Origin of the sequence: Streptomyces sp. NPDC088157 (assembly GCF_044741545.1) — a bacterium.
In the GTDB taxonomy this organism is placed as follows: domain Bacteria; phylum Actinomycetota; class Actinomycetes; order Streptomycetales; family Streptomycetaceae; genus Streptomyces.
The window spans coordinates 8201-34044 of record NZ_JBIUSU010000012.1 but is presented as its reverse complement, the minus strand read 5'-3'; the positions used below and the strand labels follow the sequence as shown (position 1 = coordinate 34044).

Annotated in this window: 22 protein-coding genes and 2 pseudogenes; 12 read left to right on the top strand and 12 right to left on the bottom strand. The window is 71.5% G+C overall.

All coding sequences use genetic code 11. The features are described 5' to 3' along the window. Positions 1-133 precede the first annotated feature (133 nt). From ACIPFH_RS37405 to ACIPFH_RS37395, 3 genes are all read left to right on the top strand, one after another. Positions 134-955 carry a DUF3558 domain-containing protein gene (locus tag ACIPFH_RS37405; RefSeq protein WP_401833673.1) on the top strand — a complete coding sequence of 274 codons (822 nt, stop codon included), beginning with the start codon at positions 134-136 and terminating at the stop codon, positions 953-955. Between the two features lie 118 nt (positions 956-1073). After that, on the top strand, positions 1074-2066 hold the full coding sequence (locus ACIPFH_RS37400; RefSeq protein WP_401833672.1) for a DUF3558 domain-containing protein: 993 nt from the start codon (positions 1074-1076) through the stop codon (positions 2064-2066). Positions 2067-2142: 76 nt separating this feature from the next. Continuing rightward, positions 2143-3420: a DUF2637 domain-containing protein gene (locus ACIPFH_RS37395; protein ID WP_401833669.1), complete on the top strand. Its 1278-nt coding sequence runs from the start codon at positions 2143-2145 to the stop codon at positions 3418-3420. An 81-nt stretch (positions 3421-3501) separates the two neighbouring features. Here the strand turns inward: ACIPFH_RS37395 and lysS are convergent, their stop codons facing one another. Further along, entirely contained in the window at positions 3502-5241 is a 1740-nt protein-coding gene (lysS, locus tag ACIPFH_RS37390; protein WP_401833667.1) for a lysine--tRNA ligase, read from the bottom strand. 140 nt (positions 5242-5381) lie between these two features. On the opposite strand from lysS, the gene argS reads away from it, so the two are divergent. The 3 genes from argS (at position 5382) to ACIPFH_RS37375 (ending at position 8446) form a co-directional block, all read left to right on the top strand. After that, positions 5382-7151 carry an arginine--tRNA ligase gene (argS, locus tag ACIPFH_RS37385; protein WP_401833665.1) on the top strand — a complete coding sequence of 590 codons (1770 nt, stop codon included), beginning with the start codon at positions 5382-5384 and terminating at the stop codon, positions 7149-7151. Between the two features lie 154 nt (positions 7152-7305). Further along, entirely contained in the window at positions 7306-7455 is a 150-nt protein-coding gene (locus tag ACIPFH_RS37380; RefSeq protein ID WP_401833664.1) for a hypothetical protein, read from the top strand. A gap of 157 nt (positions 7456-7612) precedes the next feature. Continuing rightward, positions 7613-8446 (top strand): DUF4253 domain-containing protein, encoded by an 834-nt coding sequence (locus ACIPFH_RS37375; RefSeq protein ID WP_401833662.1) that lies wholly within the window; start codon positions 7613-7615, stop codon positions 8444-8446. An 18-nt stretch (positions 8447-8464) separates the two neighbouring features. Here the strand turns inward: ACIPFH_RS37375 and ACIPFH_RS37370 are convergent, their stop codons facing one another. Continuing rightward, positions 8465-9718, bottom strand: coding sequence for a PLP-dependent aminotransferase family protein (locus ACIPFH_RS37370; RefSeq protein WP_401833661.1), 1254 nt, complete (start codon positions 9716-9718; stop codon positions 8465-8467). A 68-nt stretch (positions 9719-9786) separates the two neighbouring features. Next, on the bottom strand, positions 9787-10734 hold the full coding sequence (locus tag ACIPFH_RS37365) for an SAM-dependent methyltransferase (protein WP_401833660.1): 948 nt from the start codon (positions 10732-10734) through the stop codon (positions 9787-9789). Between the two features lie 146 nt (positions 10735-10880). Here ACIPFH_RS37365 and ACIPFH_RS37360 point away from each other — a divergent pair, with 146 nt between their 5' ends. Further along, positions 10881-11165 (top strand): hypothetical protein, encoded by a 285-nt coding sequence (locus ACIPFH_RS37360; RefSeq protein WP_401833657.1) that lies wholly within the window; start codon positions 10881-10883, stop codon positions 11163-11165. On the opposite strand, the gene ACIPFH_RS37355 is transcribed toward ACIPFH_RS37360, so the two are convergent. Further along, positions 11105-12454: a helix-turn-helix domain-containing protein gene (locus ACIPFH_RS37355; RefSeq protein ID WP_401833655.1), complete on the bottom strand. Its 1350-nt coding sequence runs from the start codon at positions 12452-12454 to the stop codon at positions 11105-11107. The genes ACIPFH_RS37360 and ACIPFH_RS37355 overlap by 61 nt on opposite strands. A 187-nt stretch (positions 12455-12641) precedes the next feature. Here ACIPFH_RS37355 and ACIPFH_RS37350 point away from each other — a divergent pair, with 187 nt between their 5' ends. Next, positions 12642-13394 carry a DUF4232 domain-containing protein gene (locus ACIPFH_RS37350; RefSeq protein WP_401833652.1) on the top strand — a complete coding sequence of 251 codons (753 nt, stop codon included), beginning with the start codon at positions 12642-12644 and terminating at the stop codon, positions 13392-13394. A 39-nt stretch (positions 13395-13433) separates the two neighbouring features. On the opposite strand, the gene hemB is transcribed toward ACIPFH_RS37350, so the two are convergent. After that, positions 13434-14426: a porphobilinogen synthase gene (gene hemB, locus ACIPFH_RS37345; protein ID WP_401833650.1), complete on the bottom strand. Its 993-nt coding sequence runs from the start codon at positions 14424-14426 to the stop codon at positions 13434-13436. Between the two features lie 156 nt (positions 14427-14582). Here hemB and ACIPFH_RS37340 point away from each other — a divergent pair, with 156 nt between their 5' ends. After that, entirely contained in the window at positions 14583-15977 is a 1395-nt protein-coding gene (locus ACIPFH_RS37340) for an FAD-binding oxidoreductase (protein WP_401833648.1), read from the top strand. Between the two features lie 85 nt (positions 15978-16062). On the opposite strand, the gene ACIPFH_RS37335 is transcribed toward ACIPFH_RS37340, so the two are convergent. The 5 genes from ACIPFH_RS37335 to ACIPFH_RS37315 form a co-directional block, all read right to left on the bottom strand. Continuing rightward, positions 16063-17769 carry a uroporphyrinogen-III synthase gene (locus ACIPFH_RS37335; RefSeq protein ID WP_401833646.1) on the bottom strand — a complete coding sequence of 569 codons (1707 nt, stop codon included), beginning with the start codon at positions 17767-17769 and terminating at the stop codon, positions 16063-16065. After that, the gene (gene hemC / locus ACIPFH_RS37330) at positions 17766-18737 is read right to left on the bottom strand and encodes a hydroxymethylbilane synthase (protein ID WP_356248326.1); all 972 of its coding nucleotides are present in this window, start codon (positions 18735-18737) and stop codon (positions 17766-17768) included. Before hemC ends, ACIPFH_RS37335 begins: the two co-directional genes overlap by 4 nt. 5 nt (positions 18738-18742) lie before the next feature. Beyond that, positions 18743-20461, bottom strand: a complete 1719-nt coding sequence (locus tag ACIPFH_RS37325; protein ID WP_401833643.1) for a glutamyl-tRNA reductase — start codon at positions 20459-20461, stop codon at positions 18743-18745. Beyond that, on the bottom strand, positions 20458-21222 hold the full coding sequence (locus ACIPFH_RS37320; protein ID WP_401833641.1) for a redox-sensing transcriptional repressor Rex: 765 nt from the start codon (positions 21220-21222) through the stop codon (positions 20458-20460). The genes ACIPFH_RS37325 and ACIPFH_RS37320 overlap by 4 nt, the downstream gene beginning before the upstream one ends. A 260-nt stretch (positions 21223-21482) precedes the next feature. Continuing rightward, a complete protein-coding gene (locus ACIPFH_RS37315; protein ID WP_401833638.1) occupies positions 21483-21755 on the bottom strand; it encodes a glutaredoxin family protein in 273 nt (90 codons plus the stop codon). A 102-nt stretch (positions 21756-21857) separates the two neighbouring features. Between ACIPFH_RS37315 and ACIPFH_RS37310 the strand changes: the two genes are divergently transcribed. From ACIPFH_RS37310 to ACIPFH_RS37300, 3 genes are all read left to right on the top strand, one after another. Continuing rightward, on the top strand, positions 21858-22805 hold the full coding sequence (locus tag ACIPFH_RS37310) for an HAD-IB family hydrolase (RefSeq protein ID WP_356248318.1): 948 nt from the start codon (positions 21858-21860) through the stop codon (positions 22803-22805). A gap of 398 nt (positions 22806-23203) precedes the next feature. Next, complete coding sequence (locus tag ACIPFH_RS37305; RefSeq protein ID WP_401833636.1) at positions 23204-23983, top strand: ECF subfamily RNA polymerase sigma factor, BldN family; 780 nt, start codon at positions 23204-23206, stop codon at positions 23981-23983. A gap of 255 nt (positions 23984-24238) precedes the next feature. Beyond that, a complete protein-coding gene (locus ACIPFH_RS37300) occupies positions 24239-25489 on the top strand; it encodes a DUF5667 domain-containing protein (RefSeq protein WP_401833634.1) in 1251 nt (416 codons plus the stop codon). Between the two features lie 73 nt (positions 25490-25562). Here the strand turns inward: ACIPFH_RS37300 and ACIPFH_RS37295 are convergent. Beyond that, positions 25563-25658: pseudogene (locus ACIPFH_RS37295) on the bottom strand (glycerol acyltransferase); the annotation flags it as partial. 100 nt (positions 25659-25758) lie between these two features. Beyond that, a pseudogene (locus ACIPFH_RS37290) lies at positions 25759-25844 on the bottom strand (glycerol acyltransferase); the annotation flags it as partial.

Sequence of the window (25844 nt, the reverse complement as noted above, 5' to 3'; positions counted from 1 at the left end):
TCCACGTGCGATACACATTGTCTCCAGGGACCGCCCCCGTCCGGCAAGCGAATAACCAGCGGGGACACCGGACCAACGACCATCCCCGACCGTGGAACCGACGGTCGAACATGACCGTCGAGAGGAGCCGACCGTGCAGCGGAAGGCATACGTACCCGGCGTCGTCGCGCTTCTCGCGGCGCTGCTGGCCGGCTGCACCGGCGGTTCGGACGAAGGCGGCCAGACCGACGACTCCAACCCGGGCGAGACGGGAACGGCCACCGCGGTCGCGCAGCCCGGCAAGTACGCCACGCTTCCCGAGGCCTGCGGTGTGGTGAGCCGGTCCACGCTCGACTCACTGCTGCCCGGCGTCAAGCAGCTCGCCGACGAGACGCAGCGGGACACGGCCTACGCGGGCGAGGCGACGCTGACGTACGACACGGACCGCAAGGTGGGCTGCCGTTGGAAGGTGGAGTCGACGGACGCCACCGACCACCTCCTCATCGACTTCGAGCGGGTCGTCTCGTACGACAACGCGGTGAGCGACGACAACCAGGCCGAGGCCCTCTTCGCGAAGAAGGTGACCGCGGCCGACCTCCCGGCCCCCACCGCCACCGCGACGACCGGTTCGCCTTCCGCGAGCGGGAGTCCCTCTCCCTCGGCCACCGCCTCCCCCTCCTCCGCCGTCTCTCCGTCGGCCTCGGCCTCGGCCTCCTCCACCGTTCCCCCCGCCGCCCTCCAGCCCCGCCTCCTGGAGGACCTGGGCGACGAGGCGTTCATCGACGACACGCTCAGCAGCTCCGGTTCGACGGCCAAGCAGCGCACGGTGATTGTGGCGTTCCGCACGTCGAACGTCTTGGTGACCATCCAGTACGAGGAGCAGCCGGCGACCGTCGGCACGGTGCCGGACAGCGAGGAAATGCAGGACAAGGCCCGGAAACTGGCCGCGCAGCTGGATGACTCGCTGGCGGGCTGAGGGCACTTCGCCCCGGTTCGTGCCTCACTCGCAAAGCCTTCGAAGCGGAACCGCACAGCTTCTTCACCGACTACCGTGACCCCTCGGACCCGATCCGACCGCAGGAACCACGAGCGTCATGAGTGAAGGAACCATGCAGCGACGAGCCCAGCGAGACGGCCAGTTTGAACAGCGCGAGCAGCGTGCCGAGCGAGTACACCGGGCCGGAGGGCTGAACCGCCTGCTGGCCGCGGCGGTCGCCGTCCCGGTGATGCTGATCGCCGCGGGCTGCTCCTCGGACTCCGGCTCGGGCGACGACGCGAAGGACACCAGCGCCTCGACCGGTTCCGGTTCCGGTGCCGACTCCGCGGCGAGCGCGGCGCCCACCGTGCAGGCGGCGGCGTACAAGACGCTGCCCGAGGCGTGTGCGGTGGTGTCCAGGAAGACGCTGACGGAGCTGGTCCCGAAGGGGGCGGCCAAGGGCAAGAAGGGGACGTCCAGTGACACCGCGGACCGGGCCAGCTGCTCCTGGTCCAGCCTCGCCAACAACGGGGTGAAGGGCTCGCAGTTCCGCTGGCTGAACGTTTCTCTGCTGCGCTTCGAGTCGGATGCGACGACCGGAGACGGCGAGTCGCAGGCCAAGACGTACTACGCGAAGCAGGTCAAGGACGCGCAGGCGGTGTCGGGCGCGAAGAACACGAAGTCCGAGCCGGTCGCCGCGACGGGTGACGAGGCCACGGTGGTGCGTTACGACCTGAAGAAGTCGGAAGGCAACTTCAAGCAGCAGACGGTCGTGGTCCGGGTCGAGAACGTCGTGCTCTCGCTCGACTACAACGGCGCCGGTCTGGCGGGCGACAAGGCGCCGAGCACGGACACTCTCACGAAGTCGGCGGAGAAGGCGGCCAAGGAGGCGGTGGCCGCGGTGCGGTCGGCCAACGGCGAGGGTGGCACCGGCAGTTCGGACACCTCGACCAAGAGCCCGTCGAGCCCGGCGCCCTCCGCGTCGGCCTCGTCCGCCCCGTCCGCGACGCCCTCCAAGAACCCCTCCAAGTCGGCGTCGGCGACCCCCGGGGCGACGGCGTCCAAGGCGGCGGCAGCGGGCCCGAAGGCTTCCGCTTCCGCGAAGAGCTGACGGACCGGCAACACGTGCGGCGCACACATGTGCCACCCTGTTGCGCGCAAGAACACGCAAGGGGAGGGGAGTACGGGTGTCCGCGCCAATACAGCTGACCCGGACGCACCGCGTTCTCATCGGCGTGGTCGTGGCCGGCGCAGTCGTCATCGCCGGCATCGGCTTCGCCGGTTCGTACGCGGCCGTCCGGGAGCTGGCCCTCGAGAAGGGCTTCGGCAACTTCTCGTATGTGTTCCCGATCGGCATCGACGCGGGCATCTGCGTCCTGCTGGCCCTGGACCTGCTGCTGACCTGGATCCGCATCCCCTTCCCGCTGCTGCGGCAGACGGCGTGGCTCCTGACGGCGGCGACGATCGCCTTCAACGGCGCGGCGGCCTGGCCGGACCCGCTGGGCACGGGCATGCACGCGGTGATCCCGATCCTGTTCGTGGTGTCCGTCGAGGCGGCCCGGCACGCGATCGGCCGGATCGCGGACATCACGGCGGACAAGCACATGGAGGGCGTGCGCATCACGCGCTGGCTGCTCTCCCCGCTCCCCACCTTCCTCCTGTGGCGCCGTATGAAGCTGTGGGAGCTGCGCTCCTACGACCAGGTGATCAAGCTGGAGCAGGAACGTCTCGTCTATCAGGCGAGGCTGCGTTCGCGCTTCGGCCGCGCCTGGCGCCGCAAGGCCCCGGTGGAGTCGCTGATGCCGCTGCGGCTGGCGCGTTACGGCGTCCCGCTGGCGGAGACGGCCCCGGCGGGTCTGGCGGCGGCGGGCATAGAGCCGGCCCTGCTGCCCCCGGCGCCGGTGCCGGCGCAGCTCCGGGCGCCGACGCCGGTGCCCCAGCAGGAACTGGCGGCGGCCCCGGTACGGCAGCAGCGGCAACCGCAGCCCCCGCCGGCGGAGCAGCCGCCCTGGCCGCCCGAGGAGGACCAGAGCCCGTGGTTCCAGGCGCCGCACGAGGTGGCGTACCAGGGGGGCTACGACCCCACGTACGACCCCTCGGAGCAGTACGCCCAGTGGTACGAGGAGCAGCAGCGGGCCGAGCAGTACCAGGACCAGTACCAGCAGGAGCCTCCGGCGCAGGAGCCCTCCCCGGAGGAGACCGGCTCGTTCCCGATCCCGGTGGGTCCGAACCGCAGTCGGGAGCTCGGTGAGGGTGGCGGCACGCCGCTGATCGAGCCGGACGAGGAGTCGTACTACCAGGTGTTCCGTCAGTCGATAGACGGCAGCTACCCCACGCCCCGCGTTCTCGGCGACAACATCCAGGCGACCTACGGCTCGACGCTGAGCCCCAGCGAACTGAAGACCCTCGCGGAACGGTTCCAGCAGCGCCACACGGCGGAACTGGAAGAGGACCACATCGCGTGACCGGCTGACACGCGGACACGCGGACACGAGGAGGGGGCGCCCGGTGCAGCACCGGGCGCCCCCTCCTCGTACGACCCGGGGCTACTCCCCAAGCAGGGCCCGCACCCGCTCCTGGCCCACGGCCAGCAGCAGGGTGGGCAGCCGCGGACCGGTGTCACGCCCCACCAGCAGGTGGTAGAGCAGGGCGAAGAACGTCCGCTGGGCGGTCTTGATCTCGGGCGGGAGTTCCTTGGGCGTGGCATCGGCGGAGAAGCCGGCCTGGACCTTGGGAACGCCGTAGACGAGGTGCGAGAGGCCGTCCAGGGACCAGTGGCCGGCGAGTCCGTCGAGGAGGAGCCGCAGGGACTGCTGGGAGGCCTCGTCGAGGGACTTCAGCAGCTCGGCGTCGGGTTCGGCGCGGACGATGGTCCGCTGGTCGGCGGGGACGTGGGTGTTGATCCAGGCCTCGGCCCTGTCGTACCGGGGACGGGCCTCGTCGAGGGAGCCCAGCGGGTTCTCCGGGTCGAGTTCGGAGAGGATCCGCAGGGCCTGGTCCTGGTGTCCGGCGGTGATGTCGGCGACGGAGGCCAGCGTGCGGTACGGCAGCGGCCGGGCGGTGCGCGGCAGCTCGCCGGCGGCCGTGCCCACCGCGCGCGAGTGCGCGGCGACGTCGGCCGGGAGGGCCGACCCCTCGGCGACCTTGGCGTCCAGCTTGTCCCACTCGTCGTAGAGCCGCTGGATCTCCTGGTCGAAGGCGATCTTGAAGGACTGGTTGGGGCGGCGGCGGGCGTAGAGCCAGCGCAGGAGCTGCGGCTCCATGATCTTCAGCGCGTCGGCGGCGGTGGGGACACCGCCCTTGGACGACGACATCTTGGCCATGCCACTGATGCCGACGAACGCGTACATGGGCCCGATGGGCTGCTCGCCGCCGAAGATGCCGACGATCTGGCCGCCGACCTGGAAGCTGGATCCGGGGGACGAGTGGTCGACGCCGCTCGGCTCGAACACGACGCCCTCGTACGCCCAGCGCATCGGCCAGTCGACCTTCCAGACCAGCTTGCCGCGGTTGAACTCGTTCAGCCGGATGGTTTCGGCGAACCCGCAGGCGGTGCAGGTGTAGGACAGCTCGGTGGTGTCGTCGACGTACGAGGTGACCGTGGTGAGGTCCTTCTCGCAGTTGCCGCAGTAGGGCTTGTAGGGGAAGTAGCCGGCCGTGCCGGACGAGCCGTCGTCCTCGGCGGCCGCGCCCGACCCCTCCGCCGCCTCGAGCTCGGCCTCGTCGAGCGGCTTCTGCTGCTTCTTCGCGGGGGCCTTCTTGGTGCGGTACTGGTCGAGGATCGCGTCGATGTCACCGCGGTGCTTGATCGCGTGCAGGATCTGCTCGCGGTAGACACCGGAGGTGTACTGCGCGGTCTGGCTGATCCCGTCGAACTCCACGCCGAGCTCGGCCAGCGATCCGACCATCGCGGCCTTGAAGTGCTCGGCCCAGTTCGGGTGCGCCGAGCCCCGCGGCGCCGGGACGGAGGTCAGCGGCTTGCCGATGTGTTCGGCCCACGCACCGTCGACCCCGTCGATGCCCTGGGGCACCTTGCGGAAGCGGTCGTAGTCGTCCCACGAGATCAGGTGGCGGACCTGGTGGCCGCGGCGGCGGATCTCGTCGGCGACCAGGTGCGGGGTCATGACCTCGCGGAGGTTGCCCAGGTGGATGGGGCCGGAGGGGGAGAGTCCGGACGCGACGACCACAGGTTTGCCGGGGGCCCGACGCTCCGACTCCTCGATGACCTCGTCCGCGAAACGGGAGACCCAGTCGGTGGTCTCGGTGCTCAGAGCCACGATCGGCACGTCCTCTTGTTCTGAAGGCTTCCGGGTTTGAAGTGCGCTCCATTGTCCCAGACGGCCCCGCGCCCGGGAAAACCGCTTTACCCCCCATGGGATACTGACGGTGCCCATCCATCCCCACGAGGAGAACGGCACCCACTCCTATGGCCCCGGTCACGTCCCTCAGCCACTCCGTCGAACAGCGTCTCTCGTCCGCCCTCTCGGCCACCCTGCCGGAGGCCGCCGGCGCGGACCCGCTGCTGCGACGAAGCGACCGGGCCGACTTCCAGGCCAACGGCATCCTGGCGCTGGCCAAGAAGGCGAAGGCGAACCCGCGGGAACTGGCGACGCAGGTCGTGTCGCAGGTGGTCACGGGTGACCTGATCAAGGAGATCGAGGTCTCGGGCCCCGGCTTCCTGAACGTGACGATCACCGACAGGGCGATCACCGAGAACCTGGCCGCGCGGTACGCGGACGCGGACCGCCTCGGCGTGCCGCACTCCGGCCACCCCGGCACCACGGTCATCGACTACGCCCAGCCGAACGTGGCGAAGGAGATGCACGTCGGTCACCTGCGGTCGGCGGTCATCGGCGACGCGACGGTGCAGATCCTGGAGTTCACCGGCGAGAGCGTGGTCCGCAGGCACCACATCGGCGACTGGGGGACCCAGTTCGGCATGCTCATCCAGTACCTGGACGAGCACCCGCACGAGCTGGACCACAAGGACACCCGGGTGAGCGGCGAGGAGGCGATGTCGAACCTCGACCGCCTCTACAAGTCCGCGCGCAAGCTGTTCGACGCGGACGAGGAGTTCAAGACCCGTGCCCGGCGCCGGGTGGTGGACCTCCAGGCGGGCGACCCGCACACGCTCGCGACCTGGCAGAAGTTCGTCGACGAGTCGAAGATCTACTTCTTCTCGGTCTTCGAGAAGCTGGACATGGAGGTCCGGGACGAGGACATCGTCGGCGAGTCGGGTTACAACGACATGCTGGCGGAGACCTGCCGTCTCCTGGAGGAGTCCGGGGTCGCGGTCCGCTCCGAGGGCGCCCTGTGCGTCTTCTTCGAGGACGTCAAGGGCCCGGACGGCAACCCGGTCCCGCTGATCGTCCAGAAGTCCGACGGTGGCTACGGCTACGCGGCGACCGACCTGTCGGCGATCCGGGACCGTGTCTTCAACATCAAGGCGAGCACGCTGCTGTACGTCGTGGACGCCCGTCAGTCGCTGCACTTCAAGATGGTCTTCGAGACGGCGCGCAGGGCGGGCTGGCTCAACGAGGACGTCAAGGCGCACCAGTTGGCGTTCGGCACGGTCCTCGGCAAGGACGGCAAGCCGTTCAAGACCCGGGAGGGCGAGACGGTCAAGCTGGTCGACCTCCTCGACGAGGCGGTGGACCGCGCGACGGCCGTCGTCGGCGAGAAGCGCGAGAAGGTGGGCCTGACGGACGAGGAGGTCGTCGAGAACGGCCGGTACGTGGGCGTCGGAGCGGTGAAGTACGCCGACCTGTCGACGTCCGCCGTCCGGGACTACAAGTTCGACCTGGACCAGATGGTCTCGCTGAACGGCGACACGTCGGTCTACCTCCAGTACGCGTACGCCCGGATCCAGTCGATCCTGCGCAAGGCCGGCGAGGCCCGCCCGACCGCTCACCCGGAGCTGGAACTGGCCCCGGCCGAGCGGGCGTTGGGCCTGCACCTGGACCAGTTCGCCGAGACGGTGCACGAGGTCGCGGCGGCCTACGAGCCGCACAAGCTGGCGGCGTACCTGTACCAGCTGGCCTCGCACCTGACGACGTTCTACGACCAGTGCCACGTGCTGTCCCCCGACAACCCGCCGGAGGTCGTCGAGAACCGCCTGTTCCTGGTCGACCTGACGGGCCGCACGCTTCACCTGGGCATGGCCCTGCTGGGCATCCGGACGCCCGGGAAGCTCTGAGCCGGCCCGATGCGACACACCGCGGCCCGTCCTCTCCCCACGGGGAGGGCGGGCCGCGGCGCAGGCGACTCCGCCCGCCACCGACCCGGCCTGCCGGGGCGCCGGCCTCGGGGGCGGCTTCGCGCAGCCCGACCACGAGTGTGAGGAGCGGTGGTTGAACGAGGATCCGTCCATCGGCGAGGCTCTGCTCGGCCTCCTGCTCATCGGAGGAGCGGGCGTGGTGATACCGGCCGCCGTCCTCCTCCCGGCGATCGGCGCGGGAATCTGGCTGACGCACCGCCGGCGGTCGCGGAGGACCCGATGACCGCCTGTCGCCACCACGTGAACGGCCCGCCCGCCGAAGCCCGTTGGACAGAACAGCCGGAGGACGGCCCGGCAGGACGTCAGTCGGTTGCCCGAGCCACGGCCACCGGACCTGAGTATCGGCGTCAATGTCAGTGCCTGCCCCTACAGTCACCGGCATGGCGACTCTTCCCAACCCGCTGCCCAGGCTCACGACCGACCCGAGCGGCCGCTCCCTCGGGCTGCGGCTCCCGCCCGGGAGACTGATCGGCTCGTCCGACGAGGATCCGTCGGACGAGCCGGTGCTGTGGCACTCCGACAAGGCCGCCGCGCCCGGCAACTGGACGGTGCTGGGCGGGCAGGCCGGGCGGACCGGACTGCTGCCGGTGCTCGTCGACGTGGGTGGCGGCGGGGGCGGTCCGCAGAAGTGGGGCCTGATGCCCGGCGAGGCGTCCTACCCCGGGGATCATGACGCCGAGGACGTCCTTGCCGACTTCTGGGAGGTCGACGAGGAGGAGGACGAGGGGTACTGGGACGACGAGACGGCCGAGATGCTCGCGCCCTTCGGCCCCGACTGGCCCGGCCTCGCGCCCTCCCCCTCCCTCACCATCGACCCGGCCGTCTGCGCCGCCCAGGTCGCCGACCAGCTGACCGACGGCACCCGTTCCTGGCCCGTGGAGCCACGCCTGGCTCTCGTCCCGGCCCGCCGTTCGGCGGACGTCCCGGCCGCCCTCGGCTGGTCCGGCCCGCTCAACCACACGAACGACGTGGCCCTGCTCTGCGCGGTACTGCGTTCCTGGGAGGACCGCTTCGGCATACGGGTCGTCGCGCTCGGCTTCGACCTGCTCGTGGTCTCCGTGGCCGCCCCGCCCACCACGACGGAGGCGGCGGAGGCCGTGGCAGCCGAGCACTTCGCGTTCTGCCCGGACAACATCACCCAGGGCCCGGGCAGCCTGCGGGCGTACGCGGAGCAGCTGGTCGGCGAACGGGCCTGGCACTTCTGGTGGGACTGAGCCCCGCTCCGGCGTCGCCTACCTGAGCCCCAGGCGCAGCCTCCGCAGCCCCTCCGCGATCTCCTCCGGGGTCTGCGTCACAAAGCACAGGCGCAGGGTCGAGCGGTCGGGCTCCCCGGCGTAGAAGGGGGCGCCGGGGACGTAGGCCACGTCCTGGGCGACGACCCGTGGGAGGAGGGCCGTGGTGTCGTACGACTCGGGGAGGCGGGCCCAGAGGAACATGCCGCCGTCGGGGCGGGTCCACACCGACCCCTCCGGCAGCGCCTCCGCCAGCCCCGCCAGCATGGCGTCCCGGCGCGCGCGGTACACGGCGGCGACGCGGGCCACATGCGCGTCGAGGTCGAAGGCGGCCAGATAGCGTGCCGCGGCGAGCTGGTTGACGGTCGGGGTGTGCAGGTCGGCGGCCTGCTTGGCGACGGCGCAGGCCCGACGCAGCTCGGCCGGCGCGCGCAGCCAGCCCAGCCGGATGCCGGGGGCCATGACCTTGGAGAAGGAACCGAGGAGGACCGTACGGTCGTGGGCGTCGGGGTGGGCGGCGATCCAGGCGACCCGCTCACCGTCGTAGCGGAGTTCGCCGTAGGGGTCGTCCTCGATGATCCACAGGCCGTGCCGGGCGGCGACGGAGGCGAGGGCGGCGCGGCGCTCGGCGGGGAGGGTGCGGCCGGTGGGGTTCTGGAAGTTGGGGACGGTGTAGAGCAGCTTCGGCCGTTCCCGGACCACGAGCTCGGCGAGCGCCTCGGGGTCCGGGCCGTCCGCGTCCCCGGGCACGGCGAGGATCCTCGCTCCCGCCAGGCCGAAGACCTGAAGGGCGGCCAGGTAGCAGGGGGCCTCGACGAGGACGGTGTCTCCGGGGTCGAGGAGCGCCGTCGCCAGCAGGGACAGGGCCTGCTGGGAACCCGTGGTGACGAGGAGGTCGTCGGCGGTCGTGGGCAGTCCGCGGGCCGTGGTCCGCGCCGCCAGCCGCTCACGCAGGATCGGCTCGCCCTCGGTGGTGGCGTACTGGAGGGCCTGGGCCGGAGCCTCCTCCAGCGCGTACCGGAACGCGGCGGCCACGCCCTCACGGTCGAACAGCTCGGGCGCGGGCAGCCCGCCCGCGAAGTTGATCATCCCGGGGCGGGCGGTGACGGCGAGGATGTCCCGCACGGGCGAACCGCCGATCGACCGGACGCGGGCGGCCAACGGGGGGACGGCGGCGGCAGGCCCGGGGAGGGGAACGGGGACGGAGACGGAGACGGGGGCGGACGCGCTCGGCGACTCGGCTGCGACAGTCATGTCCGCACCCTAGGGAGATACATGCCGCCTACACACGGGTTTCTGCCATGTGGACAGCGGCGCCGCGTTCACACCTTCGTCCCCGTCGCCCCGTACACGTTGATGTCGTCGTCCGTCACGTCGTTGATGTCGCGGTGGCGGATCTTCCCGATGTCGTCGAGCGCGGCGAAGACGTCCGGCGCGACGGCGGGCGGGGCGGGCGCCGGTCCAGGGTTCCACCGGTGCACGGGCACGACACCGGGCGCGTCCAGCACGAGCCCCGGGGTGTCGCCGAACAACCGCTCCACCTCCGTCCTCGACCGGAAGACGAAGGTGAACCCGCGTTCCGTGTACGTCCGCCGGACGGCACGGGTCGGTTCGGGATGCAGCTCGTCGGTGAGGTGGGTGAGGACGAGCCTGCTCCCGGAGGGCAACGCCTCCACCAGTTCCCGCAGCACCGGGTACGCCTCCTCGTCCTCGACGAAATGCAGGACCGCCACCAGGCACAGAGCGATCGGCTCGGCGAAGTCGAGGGTCCTGGCGGCCTGTTCGAGGATCCGGCCCGGCTTCAGCAGATCGGCGTCGAGGTAGTCCGTCCGGCCCTCGGGGCCACTGGTCAGCAGGTCGCGCGCGTGCGCGAGCACCACCGGGTCGTGGTCGACGTACACCACCCGCGCCTCGGGGACGATCCTCTGCGCGATCTGGTGCACGTTCTCCCCGGTGGGCAGCCCGGTGCCGAGGTCGAGGAACTGGCGTATCCCGTCGACGGCGGCCAGTCTCGTCACGGCCCGCCGCATGAAGTCGCGGTTGTGCCGTACGTCGAGGTAGCCGCGCGGATTGGCGGCGAGGGCGGCGGCCGCGGCGGCACGGTCCACCGGATAGTTGTCCCGGCCACCGAGGAACACGTCGTAGACACGGGCGGGATGCGCTCTGCCCGTGTCGATCCCCGAGGGCTCCGCGGGCTGCGTGGACTGCGCGGGCCCTGCGGCCGGGGCGGGGTGCTCGGACTGTGCGGGGTGCTCGGACTGTGCGGACAAAGGGCTCTCCTCAGGCAGTCGGGCGTCCCACATCCCGTCCCATCAGGGCACTGTTCCCGCAGGTCGGACGCTGTGGGACCGAACGAACGTCCCGACTTGAGCCGCGGATGTGGAGGGTCGCGGGCCGTACGACTCAGGCTTGCCCCATGCCCACACGCCCCACTCCCCCCACCCGCCCCCGCGTCCGTCTGCTCGCCGCCGCGCTGACCGCCGCCGCGGCGCTCGCCCTCACCGCGTGCCAGGACGGCGAGGGCCTGCGCGACGAGGGTCCGTCGAGCTCCAGCACCCTGAAGGGGGCCGGCGCCCTGACAAGGCCCGGCACCCTGACGGCGGCGGCCCTGACGGCGGCGGCCCTGACGGGGGTCGGCGCCTACGAATCCGGAGAGGCTCCCGCCCGCCCCCACGCGGAGCCGCCGAGCGGGAACTCGTAGTCGGGACGCCCGTTCTCGCCGCTCGTGCGGAACGGCCTGCCCTCGTCGTCGATCCTCAGCGTGCCGTGCCGCGAACCGCTGGACCAGGCCAGCTCCAGATACCAGCGCACGTCGTACGCGGAGGCGTCGGCCGTGACGTAGTAGACCTCCGGGTCGGACTCGCTCACCGTGAACGGGAAGTCCCTGTGTCCCGCCTCGGGCACCAGCGCGGGCCGCGCCGCGTCGAGGGCGACGGAGAAGGCGCGCGTCGGCACCCCGCCGCCGCAGCCGACGCCCGGGTAACCCATGGCGTAGTCGTTCCAGGCGAGCGGCGTGGCCTTGGATACGGTCCGGACCGTCAGGCTCTGTACCACCACGGTCTCCTCACCGGTCCCCTGCACGGTGAGCTCCAGATACTGCTCCCCCGCCGACACGGCCCCGTGCCGCGCGACCCACGCGGGCGCCTCCTCCTCGACGGGCGGCGGCACGACCTGGGCCGGCCCCCGCTCGATCAGGTAGTGCTGGCTGCAGGGGCTGATCCAGGCGTACGGACGGGTGCCGACCGTCAGTGGGACGAGGTCGTCGGCCCGCGAGTCCGCGCCCGGCGCCGAGGAGGAAGCGGCGGCGGAGGCCGACGGTGAGGCCTGCCCCGAGGCCGAAGTCGTGACGGAAGCGGACGGGGACGCGGACACGGACGCGGACGCGGACGCGGACGGCGAGGCCGTGCCCCCCGCTCCCCGGCCCTGCACGGACGCCCCGGCTCCCGCGGCCCGAGCGCCGTCACCCTCGCCGGACCCGCCGGCCGGCAGGGTCAGCGCGAGGGCCAGGGCCGCTGACCCGAGGGCGGCCACGACACCGACACCGGCAAGCACCAAGGAGCGACGGATACGACGGCTCCCGTCACCCCCCGTACCGTCCGCTCCCGCGGCGGCCGCGTCCGTGGCAACCGCTTCGTCAACGACCGCCGAGTCCTCGACCACCGCCTCCGCAACGGCCCTGCCGGCGACGGCGTCAGCGGCCTCGCCGACGGCGCCGTCTCCCGCGCCCGCCCCCGCCGCACCGGCCTTCCTCCCCCGCACCGCGTCCGCCAGCACCCACCGCCTGTGCAGCTCGACGAGCTCCTGAGGCGACGCCTTGCAGAGCCGGGCCAGCCGCTCCACGGGCGCGTAGTCCGTGGGGACGGCGTCCCCGTTGCAGTAGCGGTGCAGCGTCGACGTACTCATGTGGAGCCGTTTCGCGAGCACTCCGTAGCTGAGCCCGGACCGCTCCTTCAACTCCCGCAGCAGCTCCGCGAACTCGGTCGCAGACACGTTCCTCAACTCCCCATGTCCCATCCCCGTGTTCCAGGGACGGTCCGTTTCCCCAGGTCAGAACTATTGCGGGCATTCCAGCGTCCCTGATCGTCCGCCGGTCGTGGCGGCCGGGACGGATGCCCCCACAAGCTTTGGCCATCCAAGCACGTCGCTTCAACCCGCCATTCCGGAAGAGGACTTCACCATGCGCATCCGCCGCACCCGCCACCTGCTCGCCCTCACCGCCCTGACCACCCTCGCGCTCACGGCATGCGAGAACGGGACGGGCGTCAAGGACGAGGGCGCGTCGCACCCGGCGTCGTCGTCGGCCTCCGCACAGCCGACGAAGCCCGGCACCACGTCCGGTTCGACGTCCGGTTCGGCGTCGGGTTCGACGTCGGGTTCGACGTCGGGTTCGGACTCGAAGCCCGCCGGTACCTCCGCGGACCCGGCGAAGGACACAGCGGGCTCGACCGGCGGGGGCACCGGCAAGAGCACGAGCACCGGCGGCGGGAACGGCGGCACCGCGGCCCGCGTCCTGTGCAACGGCTCGAACACGAAGGTCACCGCGCAGCCGGTGACCCGCCCGCTCAACCACATGCTGCTCACGGTGACCAACACCGGCAGCAGGACGTGCGACCTGACCTACTACCCGGTCCTGCGCTTCGACGAGATGCAGTGGGTGCCGCAGGGCGCCAAGGAGACACAGCCGCAGGCCGTGACGACCCTGGCGCCCGGCGAGTCCGGCTACGCGGGCGTCCTGCTGTCCGCCGCCGACGGCAGCGGGGACGGCGGCCTGACGGCCAGGAAGCTGACGGTCGCCTTCCAGGGTTACACCCCGAACAGCGACGGCGGCGCCTCCGCGACGCCGCCCCTGCCCGCCAAGGGCGTCTACTACGACAGCTCGCTGGCGGTGACGTACTGGCAGCGGGACATGGACGACGCGCTGTCCTGGTGAAAGAGGCTGGGCTGCCTCGGCCGGCCTACCGCGGCTGAACTACCGCAGCTTCTGGGCCGCTTCGGTGGCCCAGTAGGTGAGGATGTTCCGCGCCCCGGCCCGCTTGATGCCGGTCAGCGTCTCGAAGATCGCCCGGTCCCGGTCGACCCAGCCCTTCTCGGCGGCTGCCTCGACCATCGAGTACTCGCCCGAGATCTGGTAGGCGGCGACCGGCACGTCGACGGTGTCGGCGACCCGGGCCAGGATGTCCAGGTAGGGGCCGGCCGGCTTCACCATGACCATGTCAGCGCCCTCCTCCAGGTCCAGCGCCAGCTCGCGCAGCGACTCACGGAGGTTCGCCGGATCCTGCTGATAGGTCTTGCGGTCGCCCTTCAGCGAGGACCCGACCGCCTCCCGGAAGGGCCCGTAGAACGCGGACGAGTACTTGGCGGTGTAGGCGAGGATCGCGACGTCCTCCCGCCCGATCTGGTCGAGGGCGTCGCGGATGACCCCGATCTGCCCGTCCATCATCCCGCTGGGCCCGACGACATGGGCACCGGCATCGGCCTGGACCTGCGCCATCTCGGCGTACCGCTCCAGGGTGGCGTCGTTGTCGACGCGCCCTTCGTCGTCCAGAACCCCGCAGTGCCCGTGATCGATCGTCTCGTCCAGGCACAGGTCGGACATGACCAGCAGGTCGTCCCCGACCTCGGCCCGCACGTCCCGGATGGCGACCTGGAGGATTCCGTCGGGGTCGGTGCCCGGCGTCCCGAGCGCGTCCTTCTTCGACTCCTCCGGCACGCCGAAGAGCATGATCCCGGAGATCCCGGCCTGCACGGCCTCCAGCGCGGCCTTCTTCAGACTGTCGCGCGTGTGCTGCACGACGCCGGGCATGGCCTGGATCGGCACCGGCTCGCTCACGCCCTCCCGCACGAACGCGGGAAGGATGAAGTCGGCCGGGTGCAGCCGCGTCTCGGCGACCATGCGCCGCATGACGGGGGTGGTACGCAGCCGCCGGGGACGCGAACCGGGAAAGGATCCGTACTTCGTCATACGCCCTACGCTACGCCCGCCCCGCCCCTGCCTTTGCCGACGTCCCGTCGGCCCGGAGGGCGAGCGCCACCCCCGCCCGCATGCACCCCGAACGCTCGGGGTCCATCCTGAAAAGGAGGACCCGGGACGGCCACTCCTGCGCTCAAGGAGGCCGCGATGACCGCCACGCACCATCACCACACCCCCGACCTGTTCGCGCTGTCCGACGTGCACGGCCCGGTGCTGCGCCCGGGGGACGGGGGCTACGACGCCGAGGTTGCCGCGTTCAACCTGGCGGCCCGGCACGCGCCCGACGTCGTCGTGGGCGCGACCGGCGACGACGACGTCGTGACCTCGATGCGCTGGGCCGCCGCCACCGGCACCCCGGTCGCCGTCCAGGCCACCGGACACGGCGCGAACTTCCCCGTGGACGGCGGGCTGTTGATCAACACCGCCCGGATGACCGACGTGACGATCGACGTCGAGGCGCGCACCGCGACCGTCGGCGCCGGTGTGAAGTGGCGACTGCTGCTGGAGGCCTCGGTCCCGCACGGCCTGGCCGCGCTCAACGGTTCCGCCACCGATGCCGGAGTGGTCGGCTACATCCTGGGCGGCGGGCTGCCGCTGCTCGGCCGGACCTACGGCTTCGCCTCCGACCTGGTCCGCTCCTTCCAGGTCGTCACCCCGGACGGCACCCTGCACGAGACGGACGCCGCACACGAGCCCGACCTGTTCTGGGCGCTGCGCGGCGGCAAGGGGAACGTGGGCGTGGTGACCTCCCTGGTCACCGGCTTGGTGCCGCTGAGCCGCGTCGTCGGCGGTGGCATCTACTGCGCCGGGGAACACACCGAGCCCCTGCTGCGCGCCTACGCGGACTGGGCTCCCACCGTGCCACCCGAGATGTGCACCGGCTTCACGCTGCTGCGGCTGCCCCCGCTGCCGAACATCCCCGAACCGATGCGCGGCCGCTTCCTCGCCCGCGTCGCCGTCGCCTGGACCGGCGACCCGGCCGAGGCGGACCCGCTGCTGGCGCCGCTGCGCGCGGCCGCGCCGGTCGAGTTCGACACGGTGGCCGACCTGGACTACCGCAAGGTCGACGAGATCTACCAGGACCCGCAGGACCCCATTCCCGCCCGCGAGTCCTGCGCCCTGCTGCGCGAGCTGACCCCCGGGGCCGTGGACACGCTGCTGGAGCAGGCCGGCCCGGACGCCGGCGCGGACTACCCGCTCCTCATGGTCGAACTGCGTCACATGGGCGGCAGGTTGGCCGAACCGGCCCCCGTCGAGGACGCGGTCTGCGCCCGCGACGCCGCGTACCTGCTGGAGTCGGTCGGCGTCCTCACGGGCCCGGAGGCCGCCGCCGCGGTGGAGGCGGCCACGGCAGCCCTGTACACAGCGATGGCCCCGCACGGCACGGGCCGCACGATGGTCAACCTCCACGGCACCCCGGGCGACGACGCCGACCGCGCCCGCGCCTGGACGCCGGAGATCCACGACCGCCTACGCCGCACGAAGTCGACGTACGACCCGCACAACCTGCTGCGCTACGGGCACACGGTGACACCGCGATAGCCCGCGGGGACGCACACGCGCGGCCCCGGACCCGGTTCGACGGGTACGGGGCCTCATGCGCACGGTCGGTCCGCGTCCCGCGGTCTCAGGTCGCCCGTCGCCGCCGCGCCCCCGGACGCCGCTCGCTCGGCCGGCTGACCGGGTCCCCGGCCTCGCGTGCCGCCGCCCGTCGGCGCAGTCCGAAGTCGGCCAGTGCCTCGGCCAGCTTGAGCGCGGACGGCTCGGGTGCCATGACGTCCACCCGCAGCCCGTGCTCCTCGGCCGTCTTGGCCGTGGCTGGGCCGATGCACGCGATGACGGTCACGTTGTGCGGCTTGCCCGCGATGCCCACCAGGTTCCGCACGGTGGACGACGACGTGAACAGCACCGCGTCGAAGCCACCGCCCTTGATCGCCTCCCGGGTCTCCGCCGGCGGCGGCGAGGCCCGCACGGTCCGGTAGGCCGTGACGTCGTCGACCTCCCAGCCCAGCTCGATGAGCCCGGCGACCAGGGTCTCGGTGGCGATGTCGGCGCGCGGCAGGAACACCCGGTCGATCGGGTCGAAGACGGGGTCGTAGGGCGGCCAGTCCTCCAGCAGCCCGGCGGCCGACTGCTCGCCGCTCGGTACGAGATCCGGCTTCACACCGAAGGCGATCAGCGCCTTCGCCGTCTGCTCGCCCACCGCGGCGACCTTGATGCCCGCGAAGGCACGCGCGTCGAGCCCGTACTCCTCGAACTTCTCGCGCACCGCCTTGACGGCGTTCACCGAGGTGAAGGCGATCCACTCGTAGCGGCCCGTCACCAGGCCCTTGACCGCCCGCTCCATCTGCTGGGGCGTGCGCGGCGGCTCGACGGCGATCGTCGGCACCTCGTGCGGCACGGCCCCGTACGACCGCAGTCGGTCGGAGAGCGACACCGCCTGTTCCTTCGTACGCGGTACGAGCACCTTCCAGCCGAACAGCGGCTTGGACTCGAACCACGACAGCTGGTCGCGCTGGGCGGGTGCGGAACGCTCACCGACCACGGCTATGACCGGCCGGCCGCCCTCCGGGGAGGGCAGCACCTTCGCCTGCTTCAGCGTCTGCGCGATCGTGCCGAGGGTCGCCGTCCACGTCCGCTGCCGCGTCGTCGTACCGGCCACCGTGACCGTCATCGGCGTATCGGGCTTGCGCCCCGCCGACACCAGTTCGCCCGCGGCCGAGGCCACGGAGTCGAGGGTCGTCGACACGACGACCGTGCCGTCGGACGCCCCGACCTCGGTCCAGCAACGGTCCGAAGCCGTGCGCGCGTCGACGAACCGTACGTCCGCGCCCTGCGCGTCCCGCAGCGGCACACCGGCGTACGCGGGCACGCCGACGGCGGCCGCGACACCGGGTACGACCTCGAAGGGAACGCCGGCCGCCGCGCACGCGAGCATTTCCGCCGCCGCGTACGTATCGAGTCCCGGGTCCCCGGTCACCGCACGGACGACCCGCCTGCCGCCCCGCGCGGCCTCCATGACAAGATGTGCGGCATCGCGCACAGCGGGTACCTCAACGGGTGTTGACGTGCCGTCAACGAGCGTCGGTAGGGGCGCGCCCGTGCCCGCAAGAGGGTCCGACGAGGGACCCGCTTCCGTGTTCACGACGGTGACGCCCGGCCTCGCGTGCGCCCGTACGACGTCGAGCACTTCGTGCTCGGCGACGAGGACGTCCGCGTGCGCCAGCGCCTCCACGGCGCGCAGAGTCAGTAGTCCCGGATCCCCGGGTCCGGCACCCAGGAAGGTGACGTGCCCGTGTTCAGGACCAGCGGCTGGAAGGGTGGTGGGGCTCACTGTGCTCGCTCCCCCATCAGACCGGCCGCGCCCTGGGCAAGCATCTCGGCGGCGAGTCCGCGACCGAGCGCCATTGCCCCGTCGTGCGTCTCGGGCACGGGACCGGTGGTGGACAGCTGCACCATGCGTGTGCCGTCGGTGGTGCCGACGACGCCGCGCAGGCGCATTTCCTTGACAATCTGCCCGTCGGCCAGAAGGTCGGCCAGCGCGCCCACAGGGGCGGAGCAGCCGGCCTCCAGGGCGGCGAGCAGTGACCTTTCGGCGGTCACGGCGACCCGCGTGAACGGGTCGTCGAGCTCACCGAGCGCCGCGATCAGCTCAGTGTCCTGGGCGGTGTTCCCCGCCCGGCACTCGATCGCCAGTGCTCCCTGGCCGGGAGCGGGCAGAACCGTGTCTATCGACAGGAAGTCGGTGACCTCGTCGATGCGGCCGATCCGGCTGAGGCCGGCCGCCGCCAGCACCACCGCGTCCAGCTCGCCGTCGTGCACGTACCCGATCCGCGTGTCGACGTTCCCGCGGATCGGCACCGTGTGTATGTCCAGCCCGTGGCTGCGCGCGTACGCGTTCAGCTGCGCCATGCGGCGCGGCGAACCCGTACCGATGCGCGCCCCGCGCGGCAGGTCGGTGAACTTCAGCGCGTCCCGGGCGACGATCACGTCGCGGGGGTCCTCGCGCACCGGTATGGCGGCCAGGACCAGGTCCTCGGGCTGCGTGGTCGGCAGGTCCTTGAGCGAGTGAACCGCGAAGTCGACCTCGCCCTTGGCCAGCGCGTCGCGCAGCGCGGTCACGAAGACTCCCGTGCCGCCGATCTGCGCGAGGTGCTCGCGGGAGACATCGCCGTAGGTGGTGATCTCGACGAGTTCCACGGGCCGTCCGGTCACCCGGCTCACGGCGTCCGCGACCTGCCCGGACTGGGCCATGGCGAGTCTGCTTCGCCTCGTCCCCAGTCTCAGTGCCTTCGTACTCATGCCGCTCATGCCGGCCCTCGGTTCTCTGCGTTCTTCTCGGTGCTTTCCTCGGCCCGGGACACGGCGGCCACCGCCTCCGGGTCGAGGTCGAACAGGGTCCGCAGCGCGTCCGCGTACCCGGCGCCGCCGGGCTCGGCCGCGAGCTGCTTGACCCGTACGGTCGGGGCGTGCAGCAGCTTGTCGACGACCCGCTTCACGGTCTGGGTGATCTCGGCGCGGTGCTTGTCGTCCAGGCCGGGCAGCCGCCCGTCGAGCCGGGCGATCTCGGTGGCCACGACGTCGGCGGCCATGGTGCGCAGGGCGACCACGGTCGGCGTGATGTGCGCGGCCCGCTGCGCGGCGCCGAACGCGGCGACCTCGTCGGCGACGATCCGCCGCACCTGGTCGACGTCGGCGGCCATCGGCGCGTCGGCCGATGCCTCGGCCAGCGACTCGATGTCCACCAGCCGTACCCCGGCGAGTCGGTGCGCGGCCGCGTCGACGTCCCGCGGCATCGCCAGGTCGAGCAGGAAGAGGACCGGCTCCGGCCGGACGAGCGCGGCGACCGGCTCGGGCCGTCGGCGCTCGGGGATGCGGCCGACGGTGGCGGCGAGCGCGGCGAGCGCGGTGATCAGCTCGGCGTCGGTCTCGGGGCTGCGGCGGGCGGTCGGCCGGCGGTCCACGCCGGCGTTGTCGACCCAGGCGGCGTGCTGCTCCAGCGTCGCCGCGTCCATCCCGGCGACGGCGGCCTCCCCCAGTACGGAGAACCCGGACTGCTGCACGGCGGACTGCTGTACGGCGGCCAGGTCGAGGGGGCAGTTCTCGTCGGTGCCCACGGAGGTGGGCGGCAGCGGCCGTACGTCCGTCGGCGCGGTCTGCTCGTCGAAGGCGACGGGTGCTCCGGTGCGGTCCTCGACCGCCGTCGCGACCGCTTCCGCCGTCAGGACCAGGCCGGTCGCCCCGGTACAGGAGACGGCGACGTCAACACGTGTCAGCTCGGCCGGCACCGACTCCATCGGTACCGCGCGGGCCGACACGTCCGCGCCGTCGGCCTCGGTCAGTATCTGTACGAGCCGCTCGGCCCGGTCAGGGGTGCGGTTGGCGACGACGACCTCGGCGACCCCGGCGCGCGCGAGGGTGGCGGCGGCCAGCGAGGACATCGAACCGGCCCCGATGACCAGCGCCTTCTTGCCCCGGGCCCACTCGGTCACGTCAGCGCCCGCGGCCAGCTGCTCCAGGCCGAAGGTGACCAGGGACTGCCCGGCCCGGTCGATGCCGGTCTCGGAGTGGGCGCGCTTGCCGACCCGCAGGGCCTGCTGGAACAGATCGTTCAGCAGCCGTCCGGCGGTGTGCAGCTCCTGCGCCCGGGCCAGCGCGTCCTTGATCTGTCCGAGGATCTGCCCCTCGCCGACGACCATGGAGTCGAGGCCGCAGGCCACCGAGAAGAAGTGGTGGACGGCGCGGTCCTCGTAGTGCACGTAGAGATAAGGGGTGAGCTCCTCGAGCCCGACCCCGCTGTGCTGGGCGAGCAGCGTGGACAGCTCGGCGACGCCCGCGTGGAACTTGTCCACGTCGGCGTACAGCTCGATCCGGTTGCAGGTGGCGAGGACGGCGGCCTCGGCGGCCGGTTCGGCGGCGACCGTGTCCTGGAGCAGCTTGAACTGGGCGTCCGTGGACAGCGAGGCCCGCTCCAGCACGCTGACGGGGGCGCTGCGGTGGCTCAGCCCGACGACGAGGAGACTCATGCCGGCATCACGGCGGGTACGTCCCCGTCGGGTCCCTGGTCGGTGGAGTCGGCGCGGCCGACGGGGGCCGGGACGGCGTTCTCGTTCGCCGCGGCCTCCTCGCCGGCCTTGCGCTGCTCGTGGAAGGCGAGGATCTGGAGCTCGATGGAGAGGTCGACCTTGCGCACGTCGACGCCGTCCGGAACGGTGAGCACGGTCGGCGCGAAGTTCAGGATGGACGTGACTCCGGCGGCCACGAGCCGGTCGCACACCTGCTGGGCGACGCCGGGCGGCGTGGTGATGACGCCGATGGAGACGCCGTTGTCGGAGATGATCTTCTCCAGGCCGTCGCTGTGCTGGACGGAGATCCCGGCGACCTGCTTCCCGGCCATGGTGGGATCGGCGTCGATGAGCGCCGCGACCCGGAAGCCGCGCGAGGCGAACCCGCCGTAGTTGGCCAGGGCCGCGCCGAGGTTACCGATGCCGACGATCACGACGGGCCAGTCCTGGGTGAGCCCGAGCTCACGGGAGATCTGGTAGACGAGATACTCGACGTCGTAGCCGACCCCTCGCGTTCCGTAGGAACCCAGGTAGGAGAAGTCCTTGCGCAGCTTCGCGGAGTTGACCCCCGCGGCGGCCGCGAGCTCCTCGGAGGAGACCGTGGGCACCGAGCGCTCCGACAGTCCGGTCAGCGCGCGGAGGTAGAGCGGAAGGCGGGCGACGGTGGCCTCGGGAATCCCTCGGCTACGGGTCGCCGGTCGGTGAGTTCGGCCAGTTGCCACGGTGCTCCTGCGGGTAGAGCGGGGCTGTAGGCGGTCACACGTACCCAGACCGCCCCGTCGACAGCAGGCTATGTCTTTGTGAACGCGTGCACAAAGATGGTGTCCGATTTGCCCGGCCAACGTGACCGGGGTCACGCACATCATTCCAGGGGGCAAAACCGCCACTCTCCTCGTGAATCCCGCCCCCGAGACAAAACCGCCATCGATCCTAAGCGACGTTCAGTACAACCTTGTACTTCTCGGTCGCTTCCCGGCCGGTACTAGCCGGCCAGCTCTTTGCGCAGGCGACCCTCGTCCACCCTCCAGAAGGTGTGCTGCCTGCCGTCGACCAGCACGACCGGGATCTGCTCCCAGTACTGGTCGTACAGGTCCCGGTCGTCGCCGATGTCCTTCTGCTCCCAGGGCACGCCGAGTTCCCCGCAGACCCGCTCGATCACACGCTCGGCGTCGTCGCACAGATGACAACCGGACTTGCGGATGAGAGTGACCGACCGCTCGCTCGATGCGGCCTTACGTCCAAAGAGGGGAGTCATACCGCCATTCTCGCGCTTCTTTTACGGCGCGGTCGCGGAGAGTTCACACCCTTCGAACCTCACGGCTCCGGAACCACCGAACAGAATGGCTATGCTCACGCCATGGCCGCTCTAGGATGGCTCACCCCCCGTAGGCGCTCCGCCACGGCGCGGAGCGTGTTGGCAGGCGAGGCCTCGGCGGAGGCAGCCCGCAAGTCCAGCCAGGAGGCCCTGGACTCCCAGGAGACCCTGGCACCCCTGGACACACCCGACCGGGAACCGCAGTTCCCGGTGCACGGCGATGCGATGGCCGCCGCCTTCTTCGATCTCGACAACACCGTGATGCAGGGCGCCGCGCTCTTCCACTTCGGCCGCGGCCTGCACAAACGCAAGTTCTTCGAGACCCGCGACCTGGTCCGCTTCGCCTGGCAGCAGGCGTGGTTCCGGCTGGCCGGCGTCGAGGACCCCGAACACATGCAGGAGGCCCGCGACTCGGCCCTCTCCATCGTGCAGGGCCACCGCGTCTCCGAGCTGATGTCGATCGGCGAGGAGATCTACGACGAGTACATGGCCGAGCGCATCTGGCCGGGCACCCGCGCCCTCGCCCAGGCGCACCTGGACGCGGGCCAGAAGGTGTGGCTGGTCACCGCGGCCCCGGTGGAGATCGCCCAGGTGATCGCCCGCCGCCTCGGCCTCACCGGCGCGCTGGGCACGGTCGCGGAGTCCGTCGACGGCGTCTACACGGGCAGGCTGGTGGGCGAGCCGCTGCACGGCCCCGCCAAGGCGGAGGCGGTGCGCGCGCTGGCGGCTGCGGAGGACCTGGACCTCTCCCGCTGCGCCGCCTACAGCGACTCCCACAACGACATCCCGATGCTCTCCCTCGTCGGCCACCCCTACGCCATCAACCCCGACGCCAAGCTCCGCAGGCACGCGCACAGCCTCGACTGGCGGCTGCGCGACTACCGCACGGGCCGCAAGGCGGCGAAGGTCGGCATCCCGGCCGCGGCGGGCGTGGGCGCGGTGGCCGGCGGCACGGCGGCGGCCATCGCGCTGCACCGACGGCGGCGCTGAAGACGGCTCGGCAACACGACGGAGCGGCCGGGGCGACACAGCCCGGCCGCTCCGTCGCGTTCGCGGACAACACCTCACACCGGTCGCCGGACCCGGCCAATCCAACGGTCGTACCCCCGTAACCCCCCATCCAGTCCTGTTGTCCGCGCACAGCCACAACACGCCCTGGACCGACCCGAAACTCGAACCGTTTCGGTCAGCAATCGTTCACTCCAGGCAACTTGATCGAGCGTCAATAGGCCACAGAAGCGACGTAATCGATGATTTGAGCAACTCGGTGTAGCAGGGCCTGCACGAAGCGTTATTCTCCTCAAACGCAATCCGGTACCCCTTCCGTCGCTACGACGGGTGAATGGTTCCGTACTGCACGTGATGCAAGCTCTGCCTCTGGGAGTCCCGTGTACCCACACGTCGGGGTTGACACCTCGGGCCTGGCTACGCTGCGCGCAACGGTCGCTACGGTCCATGACCTCTTGCGCGGCGTCGTCCCCACCGCGTACGCCGTCCCCGCCTTCGCCACCGCCGCTCCGCTCGGCCCGTGCTACGCACTGGCCGAGGGCAGCGCCGCGGTGGGCAGACGAGGACGCTCGGCCGGCGCGGCCACCGCCCGTCGGCCGGCCGCCGACAGTGACAGCGCCCGGATGATGGACCTCGTCGAGCGCGCCCAGGCCGGTGAGGCCGACGCTTTCGGGCGCCTGTACGACCAGTACAGCGACACGGTCTACCGCTACATCTACTACCGGGTCGGCAGCAAGGCGACCGCCGAGGACCTCACCAGCGAGACGTTCCTGCGCGCCCTGCGCCGCATCGGGACGTTCACCTGGCAGGGCCGCGACTTCGGCGCCTGGCTGGTCACCATCGCCCGCAACCTCGTCGCCGACCACTTCAAGTCGAGCCGTTTCCGGCTCGAGGTGACGACCGGCGAGATGCTCGACGCCAACGAGGTCGAGCGCTCACCCGAGGACTCCGTCCTGGAGTCCCTCTCCAACGCCGCGCTGCTGGACGCCGTGCGCCGGCTCAACCCCCAACAGCAGGAGTGCGTGACGCTCCGCTTCCTCCAGGGGCTCTCCGTCGCCGAGACGGCACGCGTGATGGGCAAGAACGAGGGCGCCATCAAGACCCTTCAGTACCGGGCCGTCCGCACCCTCGCCCGCCTCCTGCCGGAAGACGCTCGCTGAACCCGTCCCCCACCCGCGACCGACGCCACACACCCCGTGACGCCAACTCACCTTCAGCGAAAGTCCGTTGCCTTCCCGATCCGATCATCCGCAGTCCGTAACCCAAGTGCCGCGCCAGTCGTTGTGCCGGATACAGGCTCCCTGTGGTCACGTCCTGGCCGCCCCCGATCACTCGATCGTGTGGTCCCGGTCCAGGGCGTGCAACCGTCAGGACCCCAGGGGAGTCGACCGTCATGACGAGAGGAGGTGCCGCCAGTGATCGCGAACGTATCGGCGCACCGGCGGGCGAGCGCCTTCGCCCAGGCCCTGGAGGAGCAGTCCGACTGTTCCTCCCAGGGCACGGCGGCCGAGCAGACCGAAGGATCACCGCCGGCGCCGGCCGCTGCGGACCAGACCGGGCAGGGCCACCTACTGGCCCTCGCCACGAGTCTCGCCGAGCTGCCCAAACCGGAGTTCGATCCCGAGGTCAAGGTCGTCCAGCGGGCCCAGTTGGTCGCCGCTATGGAGGCCATGCTGCAGGCGGGCACCGCGGGAGGCGAAACGGCGGACCCTTCGGTGCCGGAGCAACGCTCCCACCGGGCCAGGGGTACTCATCGGGCCAGTCCGCTGGGGAAGCTCCGACCGCGTTCCCGCCTTGCCAAGGGCCTCACCGCGGGCGGCCTCAGCGTCGGCGTCGCGGCGGGCGCCTTCGGCGGGGTCGCCGCCGCGAGTTCCGACGCCCTCCCGGGCGACGGGCTCTACGGGCTGAAGCGCGGCATCGAGGACTTCAAGCTCAACTATCTGTCCGACGGCGACGACGAGCGCGGCCGGACCTATCTCGACCAGGCCTCCACCCGGCTCAGCGAGGCCCGTCGGCTCATGGAGCGGGGCCGCAGCGGCGACCTCGACCACGAGTCCCTCGGCGAGATCCGACGCGCCCTGAACGGCATGCAGCACGACGCGTCGGAAGGCCACCGCCTCCTCCACGAGGCGTACGAACGCGACCCGAACTCCCTGGGCCCCATCCAGGCCCTCGACGCGTTCTCCCGCTCGCACCGCGAGGTCTGGGGCGCCCTGCGCGACCGCCTGCCGGTCCAGCTCGGGGACGTCAGTCAGCAGGTCTCCTCGGTCTTCGAAGCCATAGACGAAGAGGTCGCCCCGCTGCAGTCCCTGCTCCCGCGGCCCCCCGCCCAGGGCGGCAGTGGCACCCGTCAGGGCTCAGGCTCGGCATCCACCGGCAGCACGGACACCGGCCACCCAGCCGCTCCCGGCAACGGCACCGGCCACGCCCCGAGCGACGGCACCGGCAGCAACACCGCCGGCAACCCGAGCAAGTCGTCCACCTCCGGCAACGGCGACGACGGCCTGCTCGGCGGCAACACCGGCGGCCTCCTCGACCCCCCGAAGGAAACCGGCGGCACCGCCCCGACCAGCATCGTCCCCAGCACCCAGCCGGACGTCACCCTCCCACCCCTCCTCCCGGGCCTGCTCCCAGGCCTGGGCATCGACAGCGAGGACGCGGAGTAGACCCGACCCGCACGACTGTGGGGGCGCCCCTCTCGAGAGGAGCGCCCCCACTGTCACACCCGAAGCCACCCGGTCAGAAGAACACCGACCGCCGCTGCACCAACAGCTTGTAGAGCGTGTGCTGAATCTGCTCGCGCACCTGGTCCGTCAGGTTGAACATCAGCATCGGGACCCATCCACACCGCCGACCTCGCACCGCTACGCGGGCTTCGCCCGGCTGGGCCGGACTCCGTCCGGCAGCCCACCGAACCCAACCCCCAGCCACCCGGTCAGAAGAACACCGACCGCCGCTGCACCAACAGCTTGTAGAGCGTGTGCTGAATCTGCTCGCGCACCTGGTCCGTCAGGTTGAACA

Coding starts and splice junctions, on each gene's coding strand:
- ACIPFH_RS37400 (WP_401833672.1), top strand. CDS start 1,074: ATGAGTGAAGGAACCATGCAGCGACGAGCCCAGCGAGACGGCCAGTTT.
- argS (WP_401833665.1), top strand. CDS start 5,382: ATGGCCCCGGTCACGTCCCTCAGCCACTCCGTCGAACAGCGTCTCTCG.
- ACIPFH_RS37375 (WP_401833662.1), top strand. CDS start 7,613: ATGGCGACTCTTCCCAACCCGCTGCCCAGGCTCACGACCGACCCGAGC.
- ACIPFH_RS37370 (WP_401833661.1), bottom strand. CDS start 9,718: ATGACTGTCGCAGCCGAGTCGCCGAGCGCGTCCGCCCCCGTCTCCGTC.
- ACIPFH_RS37360 (WP_401833657.1), top strand. CDS start 10,881: ATGCCCACACGCCCCACTCCCCCCACCCGCCCCCGCGTCCGTCTGCTC.
- ACIPFH_RS37350 (WP_401833652.1), top strand. CDS start 12,642: ATGCGCATCCGCCGCACCCGCCACCTGCTCGCCCTCACCGCCCTGACC.
- hemB (WP_401833650.1), bottom strand. CDS start 14,426: ATGACGAAGTACGGATCCTTTCCCGGTTCGCGTCCCCGGCGGCTGCGT.
- ACIPFH_RS37340 (WP_401833648.1), top strand. CDS start 14,583: ATGACCGCCACGCACCATCACCACACCCCCGACCTGTTCGCGCTGTCC.
- hemC (WP_356248326.1), bottom strand. CDS start 18,737: ATGAGTACGAAGGCACTGAGACTGGGGACGAGGCGAAGCAGACTCGCC.
- ACIPFH_RS37325 (WP_401833643.1), bottom strand. CDS start 20,461: ATGAGTCTCCTCGTCGTCGGGCTGAGCCACCGCAGCGCCCCCGTCAGC.
- ACIPFH_RS37315 (WP_401833638.1), bottom strand. CDS start 21,755: ATGACTCCCCTCTTTGGACGTAAGGCCGCATCGAGCGAGCGGTCGGTC.
- ACIPFH_RS37310 (WP_356248318.1), top strand. CDS start 21,858: ATGGCCGCTCTAGGATGGCTCACCCCCCGTAGGCGCTCCGCCACGGCG.